Below are 11,533 nucleotides of genomic sequence, written 5' to 3'. Positions count from 1 at the left end.
ACGGCAGGCCTGATGATTATTGTGTAATTTTTATTCGAATGCGGAGTTCCAACATGCCAAAAATGAAAACCAAGAGCGGTGCTGCGAAGCGCTTCCTGAAGACGGCTTCCGGCTTCAAGCACAAGCACGCTTTCAAGAGCCACATCCTGACCAAAATGTCGACCAAGCGTAAGCGTCAACTGCGCGGTGCCAGCCTGCTGCACCCGTCTGACGTGGCAAAAGTCGAGCGCATGCTGCGCGTTCGTTAATTCTGGTTAAGATAGAGGAAGTTACTCATGGCTCGTGTTAAGCGCGGCGTTATCGCTCGTAAGCGTCACAAAAAAATTCTGAAACTGGCTAAAGGCTACTACGGTGCACGCTCGCGCGTATTCCGCGTTGCCAAGCAAGCGGTCATCAAGGCAGGCCAATACGCCTACCGCGACCGTCGCCAGAAGAAGCGTCAGTTCCGCGCACTGTGGATCGCTCGTATCAACGCCGGTGCCCGCACCAACGGTCTGTCGTACAGCCGTCTGATTGCTGGCCTGAAAAAGGCGTCGATCGAAATCGACCGTAAGGTTCTGGCCGATCTGGCAGTGAACGAAAAAGCGGCGTTTGCTGCGATTGTCGAGAAGGCTAAAGCCGTACTGGCTTAAGTACCCACGACAATCATCCGGCGGCGCCTGCGCCGTCGGGTGTAAAACGTCATCGGATAGGGGAAGAGCCTTCAAAAGCTCTTCCCCTATTTTCGTATCTGGAGTCTGTACATGGAAAACCTGGACGCGCTGGTCGCCCAAGCCCTCGAGGCCGTGGAACGCGCTGAAGACATCACTACCCTGGAACAGATCCGGGTTCAATTCCTCGGCAAGAAAGGCGAGCTGACCCAGGTGATGAAGACCCTGGGCAACCTGCCAGCCGAAGAGCGCCCCAAGGTTGGCGCGCTGATCAACGACGCCAAGGAACGCGTCACTGACGTGCTCAACGCACGCAAGGCCGGTTTTGAAGAGGCTGAGCTCAACGCTCGCCTGGCCGCCGAATGCATCGACGTGACTCTACCAGGCCGTGGCCAGACCACCGGCGGGCTGCACCCGATCACCCGTACCCTCGAGCGCATCGAGCAGTTCTTCACCCATATCGGCTACGGCATCGCCGAAGGCCCTGAGGTCGAAGACGACTACCACAACTTCGAAGCGCTCAACATCCCCGGCCACCACCCGGCCCGGGCGATGCACGATACCTTCTATTTCAACGCCAACATGCTGCTGCGCACCCACACCTCGCCGGTACAGGTCCGCACCATGGAATCCTCGCAACCCCCGATCCGCATCGTCTGCCCAGGCCGTGTGTACCGTTGCGACTCGGATATCACCCACTCGCCGATGTTCCACCAGGTCGAAGGCCTGCTGATCGACCGCGGCATCAACTTCGCCGACCTCAAGGGCACCATCGAAGAGTTCCTGCGGGTGTTCTTCGAGAAAGAACTGGCTGTGCGTTTCCGCCCGTCGTTCTTCCCCTTCACCGAGCCGAGCGCCGAAGTCGACATCCAGTGCGTGATGTGTTCCGGCAACGGCTGCCGCGTCTGTAAGCAGACCGGCTGGCTGGAAGTGATGGGCTGCGGCATGGTCCACCCGAACGTGCTGCGCATGTCCGGCATCGACCCGGAAGAATTCCAGGGCTTCGCCTTCGGCATGGGTGCCGAGCGCCTGGCCATGCTGCGCTATGGCGTCAACGATTTGCGTCTGTTCTTCGACAACGACCTGCGGTTCTTGGCTCAATTCCGCTAGGCCCAATCGACGCAACTTTCAGGAGAACAGCATGAAATTCAGTGAACAGTGGCTGCGCGGTTGGGTAAACCCGCAAGTCTCCCGTGACGAACTGGTCGCCCGCCTGTCCATGGCCGGCCTCGAAGTCGACAGCGTGACCCCCGCTGCCGGCCAGTTCAGCGGCATCGTGGTGGGCGAGATCCTCACCACCGAACAACACCCGGACGCCGACAAGCTGCGCGTGTGCCAGGTGAGCAACGGCGCAGAAACCTTCCAGGTGGTCTGCGGCGCCCCGAATGCCCGCCCAGGCATCAAGATCCCGTTCGCCATGATCGGCGCCGAACTGCCCGGCGACTTCAAGATCAAGAAGGCCAAGCTGCGCGGCGTTGAGTCGTTCGGCATGCTCTGCTCGGCGGCTGAACTGCAGATCACCGAAGAGAACGACGGCTTGCTGGAACTGGCTGCCGACGCCCCGGTGGGCCAGGACATCCGTCAGTACCTGAACCTGGACGACGCCAGCATCGAGATCGGCCTGACCCCGAACCGCGGCGACTGCCTGTCCCTGGCCGGCCTGGCCCGTGACGTCAGCGCCCTGTACGACGTGCCGGTCACCCGCCCAGTTGTGCCAGCCATACCGGCCGCCCACGACGAAGTGCGCCCGGTCGAAGTCAGCGCCCCGGCCGCCTGCCCACGCTACCTGGGCCGCGTGATCCGTAACGTCGACCTGAGCAAGCCGACCCCGCTGTGGATGGTCGAGCGCCTGCGCCGCAGCGACGTGCGCAGCATCGACGCCGCCGTCGACATCACCAACTACGTGATGCTCGAGCTCGGCCAGCCGATGCACGCCTTCGACCTCGCCGAAATCAACGGCGGCATTCGCGTACGCATGGCCGAGGAGGGCGAGAAGCTGGTCCTGCTGGATGGCCAGGAAGTCGCCCTGCGCGCCGACACCCTGGTGATCGCCGACCACACCCGCGCCCTGGCCATTGCCGGCGTGATGGGTGGCGAGCACAGCGGCGTCAACACCGAGAAGACCCGCGACCTGTTCCTCGAAAGCGCCTTCTTCGAGCCGATCTCCGTCGCCGGCAAGGCCCGTTCCTACGGCCTGCACACCGACGCCTCGCACCGCTACGAGCGCGGCGTGGACTCGCAACTGGCCCGTGAAGCCATGGAGCGCGCCACCGCCCTGGTGCTGGAGATCGTCGGCGGCGAAGCAGGCCCCGTAGTCGAGACCGTGAGCGAGCAGCACCTGCCGAACATCGCCCCGATTACCCTGCGCGCCGAACGCATCACCCAGATGCTCGGCATGGAAATGGACGCCGCCCAGGTCGAGCAACTGCTCAACGCCCTGGAGCTGAAGACCAGCGCCAATGGGGCAGGGCAGTGGACGGTCACCGTCCCAAGCCACCGCTTCGACGTCAGCCTGGAAGTCGACCTGATCGAAGAGCTGGCCCGCCTATACGGCTACAACAACCTGCCGGTGCGCTACCCGCAGGCCCGCCTGGCCCCGCAAGCCCGCCCGGAAACCCGCGGCGAGCTGCCGAACCTGCGTCGCCTGCTGGTCGCCCGCGGCTACCAGGAAGCCATCACCTACAGCTTCATCGACCCGAAACTGTTCGAGCTGTTCACCCCAGGCGTCGAGCCGCTGCTGCTGGCCAACCCCATCTCCAGCGACATGGCCGCCATGCGCGCCTCGCTGTGGCCGGGCCTGGTCAAGGCGATGCAGCACAACCTCAACCGCCAGCAAGACCGCGTGCGCCTGTTCGAAAGCGGCCTGCGCTTTGTCGGCCAACTCGGTGACCTCAAGCAGCAGCCGATGATCGCCGGCGTCGTCACCGGCAGCCGCCAGCCTGAAGGCTGGGCGAACGGTCGCGACGGCATCGACTTCTTTGACGTCAAAGCCGACGTGGAAGCCCTGCTGGGCTACTCCGGTGCCCTGAGCGACTTCAGCTTCGTCGCCGGCAAGCACCCAGCCCTGCACCCCGGCCAGACCGCCCGCATCGAGCGCGACGGCAAGGAAGTCGGCTACCTTGGCGCCATCCACCCGGAGCTGGCCAAGACCCTCGGCCTCGACCGCCCGGTGTTCGTCTTCGAGCTGGTGCTCGGTGATGTAGTCGAAGGCCGCCTGCCGAAGTTCAGCGAGCTGTCCAAGTTCCCGGAAACCCGCCGTGACCTGGCCTTGATCGCAGGTCGTGATGTGGCTTCTAGCTCGGTGCTTGAAGTAATTCGTGACAATGCAGGCGAATGGCTCACAGACCTCAGGCTGTTTGACGTCTACCAGGGTAAAGGCATTGATCCTGATAGAAAAAGCCTGGCCGTCGGCTTGACCTGGCAACATCCATCGCGCACTCTTAACGACGATGAGGTGAATGAAACCCTGCAAACCATCCTCACCTCGCTTGAACAAAGGTTGAACACCACGTTAAGGAAATAACGGCATGGGTGCTCTGACGAAAGCTGAGATGGCCGAAAGGCTGTACGAGGAGCTGGGGCTTAACAAGCGTGAGGCCAAGGAGCTGGTCGAGCTGTTTTTCGAAGAAATTCGGCACGCGCTTGAAGACAACGAGCAGGTCAAGTTGTCCGGTTTCGGCAACTTCGACCTTCGCGACAAACGCCAGCGGCCGGGCCGCAACCCTAAAACAGGGGAAGAGATCCCGATCACCGCGCGCCGCGTCGTCACCTTTCGTCCAGGGCAGAAGCTGAAAGCCCGGGTAGAGGCCTATGCTGGAACCAAGCCATAACGACGAGCTGCCCCCCATCCCGGGCAAACGCTACTTCACCATCGGTGAAGTCAGCGAGCTCTGTGCGGTAAAACCGCACGTGCTGCGCTACTGGGAGCAGGAATTTCCGCAGCTCAACCCGGTGAAGCGCCGTGGGAATCGGCGGTATTATCAGCGGCAAGACGTGCTGATGATCCGCCAGATCCGCGCTTTGCTGTATGACCAGGGCTTTACCATTGGCGGGGCGCGGTTAAGGCTCTCCAGTGATGAGGTCAAGGATGAGTCCAGCCAATACAAGCAGCTGATTCGGCAGATGATTGCGGAGTTGGAGGATGTGTTGGTGGTGCTCAAGAAGTGACCAAAGCCGATGAGTGGAAAGTTTTTTGAAAAAAAGCTTCCATTAATCAAAAGGTTAGGGTACATTTCTTCTCGTTCTCGGCAACATTGAGAACCGCCTTGTCGGGGCGTAGCGCAGCCCGGTAGCGCACTTGCATGGGGTGCAAGGGGTCGAGTGTTCGAATCACTCCGTCCCGACCATATACCTCAATGACTTAGCCACCTTATGGTGGCTTTGTTATTTCTGGGGCTAGTGACTTTTCGAGTGACTTCGCCCAATTTCTTACCCGATCCGCCTCTTCAAAATTGTCAGAACCGGTCCGCGCGAGTCGGTTGCCGATACCTTGTTTGCCGCTTCGATCAACTGCCCGAGCTCGGCACCCGAGTAGTGGCTGGTCACGCTTCCGTTCTTGTGGCCAAGCAGCGACTTCCGATCTTCCTCTGTTACACCTGCTGCTTTAAGGCGCCTGCCGAAGGTATGCTTCAGGTCGTGGATGCGTATTGAAGCGAACCCTGGGTGCGCCGGCCTCAAATGCTGCTCCTGCCAGTGCTTGGCCGCGCGCACTCGCGCCTTTTTCCACGCCGAATCATTCATCCGATGCATCGCGGTGCCATTGTAGGGGAACACCCATTCCCTGCTGATCCCGCGCTGTTTCTCGATGATTGACCACGCCACGCTGTTCAGCACAACCAGGCGCTCGTCCCTGTTCTTCACTCCGGAATTCTCATGCCGGCCGCCGAACTCGGCCGGGATCAGGAACACGCTGGTGTCGAGCTCGGGCACGAATATCTCCCAGTCCCACCTCAACTTGCAGACCTCCTGCTCGCGACAGCCGGTGTTCACCTTGAACAGGGCCATGCGCTGCAGGTGGTCGGGCAACTCAGCGAAGAGAGCCGACTGCTCCTCCCATGACATGGGGTATGGCTTGCGGCTCGCCTTCTTTTCCTCGAGCTTGGTCAGCAGTGGAACGCTGTCGAGCCACGGTCGGCGCTCCTCATCCCGCCACTTCCTGCACGCCAACGACAGGACCCTGATCACGCGCTCGATCGCGATGTTGATGGTCCTGTTGCTGACGCCTTCCTTCACTTTCCCATCCGGCAACACAGCCCCGGCCTTGCGATCACGGATGTACGGTGCCAAAGCGGCATCGTCGATGTGCGTCAGTGGCAGGCTGCCCAGGTAGGGCATGACCTGGTCCAGGTACAGCGCAGTTAGTCTGATCGATGGCTGGTCCTTGTGCTCGACCAGGTAACGCGCCGCGGCCTGGTCGAAGGTCTTGATCTCGCGAACGCCATACACCTTTCGCTGGCGCATTTTCTCCAGCAGGTGGATCAGGTACTGCTCCGCTTCTTCCCGGTCACAAGTGCCAGTGCTCTCTTGAATTCGCTCCCCTCTGTCGATTTTCCAGATGCCGCTGGGCATTTTCTGGAGGCCTGTGATTGCCTTTTTGGCCATGGGTTCTCCTTGTAGGTCACGGCCAAGCGCTCGCTGCGGGGCCGATTGTTGTCCTGATTGCTCGCCTTTTCAACGGCCATGGCCTCGATATAGGCGTCGACCCAGGCGTCCAGCTCGAGCCGTTCAAAGCCGATGCCCTGCTTCCCTATTGGGAACTCGCGGACGTATGGCCTCACGGTGTTCTTGAATTCGTCCTTGCACATGCCGAGATATCCAGGCGCCTCGCCGGCCCGGATGATTCTCGGCAGCAGGCCTGGCTGCGCTGCAGCTGTGGCGTTTGCCATTTGGTCCTCCTCAGGCCAAGAAGTGGTGCCCGACCTGAAAGCGCCGTGCACCTTCTTCGGTCCTGGCCATCAGCTGGGTCTTGCTGGTTTTGCCGTAGGCGTTGTACTCGACATCGACCCACCAGGCGCCGAACTTGCGGTACGGCTCGCCGAGGATCTTCGTGACGTAGCAGTCGATCAGGTTCACAGGATGGTCTCCACGCCGCCGGTGGCGGCAGGTTGGTGGTCAGGCCTCGCCTTCGGCGATGGAATGCCCAACTGACTGTGATCGAGCTTCTGCTGAGCCCAGGTACACCATGTTCATGGCGGTGTCTTGCAGGACCAAAACTGCGTCAGTTCCCACCTCATCCTCGCTGAGGTCAGGAAGCGCTTGGTGCCGTACAAGATCGATGCTCAGCCCTTCGGGCACATCGAAGCGGGTGACGACTGTAGTGGTCACGGTGATGATTGGCATGGCAATAGCTCTCCATGCCCGCGCATGTCGGCGGGCTTGAGTAGTTGGGGAGGGGTTACTCTCTGTACTGTTTGCGGATACGGCGGGCGATGGCGCGTAAGTCGCCGTCCATCTCGAACATTTCGTTGTTGTCTCGACGCGAGACGACCCCGCATCTGGTGACGTTGCGGCCGCCAAGGATCCAGGCGGCCAGCAGGATCAGCGCCGACTCAAGCTGGCGCCGCAGCCAGCCTGTATGCGGGATCATCGCGGCGCCCGATAGATCAGGTAGGCCATGTAGGCGAGGGCGATCATTTGCGTTCCTCCTTCGGCGGATGAGCCGGGCACGGCCAGCGCAGTGAGCCGTCGCCGCTCGGGCAGGTGCACAGCGCACCCTCAGGCACGTCAAAGAACCCCAGGCGCCCCTTCATCGGTAGGAACGGCAGCGGTTGCGGATCGCGCAGCACGAACCCTTTCTCGCCCATGTACCAGGGAGATTCGCTGTGATCGACGCTGTCGACAAGCTCAACTGAGCCGATGAGCCCGCCTCGCAACAGGTTGTCAGGCGGCACCGGGAATGGCGGCTTGATCCCTCTGTGCGCCATGAAATCAAACGCCGAGAGAAACTCACGCCGGGTCATGCCTGCGGCGGCGTGCACCAAGAAACGGCCTCGGAATTTCGTGTGCCAGGTTCGATTCTCTATGTCCTTCCCGCCGCTGATGATCAGCCAGGCCCATGGCTGGCGAATTGAAAGCGCCTTCACAGCGAATACCTCTCTTCATTCCATGGCGCAGGCGCACCTGCAGGTGTTGGTCCGTTTTGCTGTTCGTGCGGGGAGAGCTGGCGCTCGTTGCCTGCGCTGAGCTGGCTGTCGGGGATGCAGCTGATGCCGACGCCGTTGAGCAGGTAGCAGGTGACGCCGCGCTGGCTGTCGTGCTGCACATCGATGACGTTCTCGGTTGCGCTGGCGCCGGTGGCCAGCAGCAGGAGGCAGAGGGCGAGGCGGGTCATGGCTGCACCTCGGCGTTGTAGCGCTTGTAGTCCTCGCCGAACTCCCAGCAGTAGGTCGCCGGCCATGCTCCACGAACGCCCTGCTGGACGATGTTGTACATACAGTCGTAAGTACCGTTACCTGGCGTGGTCTTTACCCAGACATGCGCTGGCCCTCCAAGCGACCAGCCAGGATGCTCGGCAACCGCCGCCTTCATGAACTCCTCAAGATCGTGGTGGCCTTTGCTCATCGCGATGTACATGTCGCTGCCGACGCTTTGCACGTCCAGCGGATACTGTTTTGCAGGCATGCAGGTTCCTTGGCCGCAATATCGCGGCAGTGAATAGAGGGGAGAGGGGTTACAGCTGGGTGGAGTACAAATGTGCTCTTTCGGTCATGGCTGCTTGCCTCGCGCTCTGCTGGCGCACCCGAAGCACTTGCCGCAATTGATGCCAGGCCTGCACACAACAGCAGGCACGGGAGGTGACTTGATCGCTTCACGCTTCCACACCGGCCAGGTCGCCACTATCTCGGCGCAGCGGTCGCAGTAGTCACGGAAGGCCTGCTTTGCGTTCTGCTCTGCGCTGGATCGGTTTTCTGTGGGCATGGGGATACCTTATGAGTGTAAAATCGGTATATGTAGCTATGCTGACGGAGAGAGTTCGTGGAATTTGTATTTAATGTTAATCCAGGGACCCATGAAACATCGGTGAGATATTCTTTGCTTGACGCCGTTAAATTTATGGCTGCGTTTATTGATCAGCAAAATGAGCAGTCTCGGTCTTTCTGTGATAGCTTTGACCAAGCTTCGCGCGAGGCTCATGGGTTCAATTATGATGATGAGCGAGATGAGCTTCACATATCTGGAATTTCTGGCTCTGAATACGATTTAGATGGGGTGTTCAAGGAGGAGTTTCCAATATACGTCATTGAGTCTCAAGTGATAATGCTCTGGTCTATGCTTGAAAAAAATCTAGACGCAATAGCAACTGAGTTATATAGCATTAAAGGAACTCCGTGGGTGAAGTTCAAGGGCGGTGGATCGCTGTTTTTCAAATATATTGAGAGAATTGAGTCTGCAGATGGTAAGCACTTCAATAAATCGCTTATCGATTTTCTTGATAAGAATGTTCGGGTTGTGCGTAATGCTCTCGTTCATGGTGGCGTGAGGGAGCTAAGTGCTACTCATGAACACCTAGATGTGAGAGACGGTATCTTGCGTGACGTGTTTCCTCAATATGTTTCTAGCGTAATCGAAAGCATGCGATACCGGGCACTGGAATTGGTGGCAGCGGATCGTCAAATTTATAGGCACTATTAAGCAAGGCTTATCTCGGATTCTGCCATTTCGCAGAAGAACGAGCAGGAAGGGATCTTCTCATTGCGCCGCACCGGACCATCGCCCAGTTCGCGAAGTGAAAAACGGACATTGGTGGTGCGGTTCCGGAACAGGTAGGAACCTTCACCCAGGTCGTCCTGGATGGCGCACAGCGCCTCGAACTCCACAGGCGACTGTTCTGCTTGCCGTGAGCCCTGGGCAGACCAGGCTGCCTGGCTTCGTGCGCTTCCTGACACAAGCGGTTACCGGATTGACACTGCGAGTGCAGTTCTCGTCAACCCCAGATGGCGCCGGCGCGGTAGACCCGAGTGATTTCGGCGGGACTTCCCCGACCAAGGACTTCATCGCCGCCAGGGCAGATACCGCTCTGCGGTACATGACGCTTAGCGCAGTCAATGGAACAGGCTCGCCTATCACAACGTGGGTTGTAGCCGACTTGTGTTGGCAACAGTCTCTTGTGTGATAATGCGGGACGATTCATGGACGGATAGTTCCGCATGCGATTTCTGTTTTCCCTGTTCACTGCGGTCTTGATCTCTGCATCAGCTGTCGCTGAGCCTATCAAACACAACGACCTGAACCCTGCATTAGTTGATCTTCATTTCGGCACGTTGGCTGGCGTGGGTTGGTACACGAATGAGCCAGGCGGCGCAATTGAGGCTGTTTCAACGAGCGAATCAAAGCTCGGGGACTTCACCATCAACCTCGCATCCACTGCCGGTTTCAGTCGTGGTCAGCTTGCTTGCTACCAGGGTGACGATGACACGCTCTACCCGGTTGTCATCAAGGACGTGAAGCCAGACCAGGTAGTCATCGACAGGCCGCTGCCACGGGCAATGCCGGCAGGGGCGAAGTTCTACAACTTCTATGGCAATGATGCTCACGCCAACCACTTCGGGTTCGTCTGCGTTGCTGATGACGCGCTGCGCCAGTTGGCAGAGCGCCCAATGCTTCGTCGCGCGGCGCAGTACAAGTCAGCGTCCGGCTGGGAAGTGATCAACGGCGCACGGTCTGTCCCGCAACCAGCGGCCGGCTACGGGGATGTTGGTGGACAGCCTGAGGATGGGGTTGGTATCGCGGTGCATTCCGGCAATGCTGGGGCCGGGGTTGCATCAAAGCCTGTCGTCTCACTCTACGAAAACATGGTCACGAACGTAGTGATCAACCCGGGCAAGCAGGCCGGCAAGCAAGCCGCAACCCTCGACATTGTTGTCACTGAGATTCGCCCAAGTGGTGAGATCATCGAAGCGGCACGAACCCAAGTTACCCGCGATGACACAATCGCATCAGTTGATATCCCGTACACGATCACGGCCGGAAGCAAGATTCGCGTTAAGGTGACGGTGCCGTCCTCGAGTGAATCGGTGTTCTACCCTGGCTCCATCACTCACTACCATGCGCTGTCGCAGGCTGAAGACATCAACCGCGGCAAGCACGTCCTGTTCGGAGATAGCTGGTTTGCCTCCGGCGGGGATCTTCACTACCACCTGATCAAGCGATTGAACAAGGCAACTGTTGTCAGCAAGGGTATCGTTGGCAATCGAAGTGACCAGCTGGTGGCGCGCTTCTTCAATGATGTGCCGGGCGAGAAGCCGGACTATGTGTGGATTATGGTTGGTACCAACGACTACTACCACAACACCACCGGCTTGCTATTCCAGGCTCAGATCACATACCTGGTCAATTACATCCAGTCTATCGGCGCCAAGCCAATCCTGTTCAATGCCACTGTCGGAGCCATAGCTCCAGGCACTGGCGGCAACCAGCTGCTGAAGTCTCGCAGCTATGCGCTGAATACGCTGTATGTCCCATCTGTTAGTTTTCTGCGCAGTCCATTGTTGCCGGTAAAGCGATCTGAGCGTGAAACGGATTGAAATGGACGCCAGCAAGGACGGCTGACGGGGTCGGCAGAACGCCGAAGGCGGGCTGGCTTGAGCCAGTGACTTTCGAAGTGACTTTGCTCGGATCTGTCCGCCCTCGTTGGCCTTCGTTGCAGCGAGCGCCTGGCGGAAAATCCTGTGGTATCATGCCTTTACGGTGGCTTGGCATGCATGGGGTGCAAGGGGTCGAGTGTTCGAATCACTCCGTCCCGACCAAAATACTCCAAAGAATCCAGTCACTTAGCGGTGACTGGATTTTTTTATGCCTTCGCATTTTTCCTCTTATAGAAATTTTACTTCACTTTTTGCCTGCCGAGATGTTGATTAGATTTCGCGGGCTGCTTAGTACATCGA

At 59.1% G+C, this 11,533-nt stretch carries 17 protein-coding genes and 2 tRNA genes; 10 read left to right on the top strand and 9 right to left on the bottom strand.

Annotated elements, in window-relative coordinates; genetic code table 11:
* The first annotated feature begins 53 nt into the window (after positions 1–53).
* The 7 genes from rpmI to NGM28_RS18355 all read left to right on the top strand — a co-directional run bounded on the left by rpmI (position 54) and on the right by NGM28_RS18355 (position 4,996).
* Positions 54–248 carry a 50S ribosomal protein L35 gene (gene rpmI / locus NGM28_RS18385; protein ID WP_003250667.1) on the top strand — a complete coding sequence of 65 codons (195 nt, stop codon included), beginning with the start codon at positions 54–56 and terminating at the stop codon, positions 246–248.
* Between the two features lie 27 nt (positions 249–275).
* Complete coding sequence (gene rplT, locus NGM28_RS18380; protein WP_003250671.1) at positions 276–632, top strand: 50S ribosomal protein L20; 357 nt, start codon at positions 276–278, stop codon at positions 630–632.
* 111 nt (positions 633–743) lie between these two features.
* The gene (gene pheS / locus NGM28_RS18375; RefSeq protein ID WP_240064912.1) at positions 744–1,760 is read left to right on the top strand and encodes a phenylalanine--tRNA ligase subunit alpha; all 1,017 of its coding nucleotides are present in this window, start codon (positions 744–746) and stop codon (positions 1,758–1,760) included.
* 31 nt (positions 1,761–1,791) lie between these two features.
* A complete protein-coding gene (gene pheT / locus NGM28_RS18370; RefSeq protein WP_252091056.1) occupies positions 1,792–4,173 on the top strand; it encodes a phenylalanine--tRNA ligase subunit beta in 2,382 nt (793 codons plus the stop codon).
* A gap of 4 nt (positions 4,174–4,177) precedes the next feature.
* Positions 4,178–4,480, top strand: a complete 303-nt coding sequence (gene ihfA / locus NGM28_RS18365; protein WP_009394049.1) for an integration host factor subunit alpha — start codon at positions 4,178–4,180, stop codon at positions 4,478–4,480.
* The gene (locus NGM28_RS18360; protein WP_011533210.1) at positions 4,461–4,817 is read left to right on the top strand and encodes a MerR family transcriptional regulator; all 357 of its coding nucleotides are present in this window, start codon (positions 4,461–4,463) and stop codon (positions 4,815–4,817) included. Before ihfA ends, NGM28_RS18360 begins: the two co-directional genes overlap by 20 nt.
* Positions 4,818–4,919: 102 nt before the next feature.
* Positions 4,920–4,996, top strand: a tRNA-Pro gene (locus NGM28_RS18355).
* Between the two features lie 82 nt (positions 4,997–5,078).
* Here the strand turns inward: NGM28_RS18355 and NGM28_RS18350 are convergent.
* Genes NGM28_RS18350 through NGM28_RS18315 form a run of 8 tightly spaced genes read right to left on the bottom strand, consistent with a single transcriptional unit; the run spans position 5,079 to position 8,270 of the window.
* Positions 5,079–6,218, bottom strand: a complete 1,140-nt coding sequence (locus NGM28_RS18350; protein ID WP_252091116.1) for a tyrosine-type recombinase/integrase — start codon at positions 6,216–6,218, stop codon at positions 5,079–5,081.
* Positions 6,128–6,535, bottom strand: coding sequence for a hypothetical protein (locus NGM28_RS18345; RefSeq protein WP_252091055.1), 408 nt, complete (start codon positions 6,533–6,535; stop codon positions 6,128–6,130). The genes NGM28_RS18350 and NGM28_RS18345 overlap by 91 nt, the downstream gene beginning before the upstream one ends.
* 10 nt (positions 6,536–6,545) lie before the next feature.
* Positions 6,546–6,722, bottom strand: a complete 177-nt coding sequence (locus NGM28_RS18340; RefSeq protein WP_169740505.1) for a hypothetical protein — start codon at positions 6,720–6,722, stop codon at positions 6,546–6,548.
* Between the two features lie 39 nt (positions 6,723–6,761).
* Complete coding sequence (locus NGM28_RS18335) at positions 6,762–6,989, bottom strand: hypothetical protein (RefSeq protein ID WP_252091054.1); 228 nt, start codon at positions 6,987–6,989, stop codon at positions 6,762–6,764.
* A gap of 55 nt (positions 6,990–7,044) precedes the next feature.
* Positions 7,045–7,236 (bottom strand): hypothetical protein, encoded by a 192-nt coding sequence (locus tag NGM28_RS18330; RefSeq protein WP_252091053.1) that lies wholly within the window; start codon positions 7,234–7,236, stop codon positions 7,045–7,047.
* Between the two features lie 43 nt (positions 7,237–7,279).
* On the bottom strand, positions 7,280–7,732 hold the full coding sequence (locus NGM28_RS18325) for an ASCH domain-containing protein (RefSeq protein ID WP_252091052.1): 453 nt from the start codon (positions 7,730–7,732) through the stop codon (positions 7,280–7,282).
* Positions 7,729–7,980 (bottom strand): hypothetical protein, encoded by a 252-nt coding sequence (locus NGM28_RS18320; protein WP_240063423.1) that lies wholly within the window; start codon positions 7,978–7,980, stop codon positions 7,729–7,731. Before NGM28_RS18320 ends, NGM28_RS18325 begins: the two co-directional genes overlap by 4 nt.
* Complete coding sequence (locus NGM28_RS18315) at positions 7,977–8,270, bottom strand: hypothetical protein (protein ID WP_252091051.1); 294 nt, start codon at positions 8,268–8,270, stop codon at positions 7,977–7,979. The genes NGM28_RS18320 and NGM28_RS18315 overlap by 4 nt, the downstream gene beginning before the upstream one ends.
* A 354-nt stretch (positions 8,271–8,624) precedes the next feature.
* Between NGM28_RS18315 and NGM28_RS18310 the strand changes: the two genes are divergently transcribed.
* Positions 8,625–9,281, top strand: coding sequence for a hypothetical protein (locus NGM28_RS18310; RefSeq protein WP_252091050.1), 657 nt, complete (start codon positions 8,625–8,627; stop codon positions 9,279–9,281).
* Here the strand turns inward: NGM28_RS18310 and NGM28_RS18305 are convergent.
* Complete coding sequence (locus tag NGM28_RS18305) at positions 9,278–9,466, bottom strand: hypothetical protein (RefSeq protein WP_252091049.1); 189 nt, start codon at positions 9,464–9,466, stop codon at positions 9,278–9,280. The two genes, NGM28_RS18310 and NGM28_RS18305, sit on opposite strands and share 4 nt — an antisense overlap.
* A 330-nt stretch (positions 9,467–9,796) precedes the next feature.
* On the opposite strand from NGM28_RS18305, the gene NGM28_RS18300 reads away from it, so the two are divergent.
* Both NGM28_RS18300 and NGM28_RS18295 read left to right on the top strand, forming a co-directional pair.
* Positions 9,797–11,173 carry an SGNH/GDSL hydrolase family protein gene (locus NGM28_RS18300; protein ID WP_252091048.1) on the top strand — a complete coding sequence of 459 codons (1,377 nt, stop codon included), beginning with the start codon at positions 9,797–9,799 and terminating at the stop codon, positions 11,171–11,173.
* Positions 11,174–11,306: 133 nt separating this feature from the next.
* Positions 11,307–11,395, top strand: a tRNA-Pro gene (locus NGM28_RS18295).
* Positions 11,396–11,533 lie beyond the last annotated feature (138 nt).

Origin of the sequence: Pseudomonas sp. MWU13-3659 (assembly GCF_023757525.1) — a bacterium.
In the GTDB taxonomy this organism is placed as follows: domain Bacteria; phylum Pseudomonadota; class Gammaproteobacteria; order Pseudomonadales; family Pseudomonadaceae; genus Aquipseudomonas; species Aquipseudomonas entomophila_E.
The sequence above is the reverse complement of the archived record's forward strand: the minus strand, read 5'-3'. Positions and strand labels throughout refer to the sequence as shown.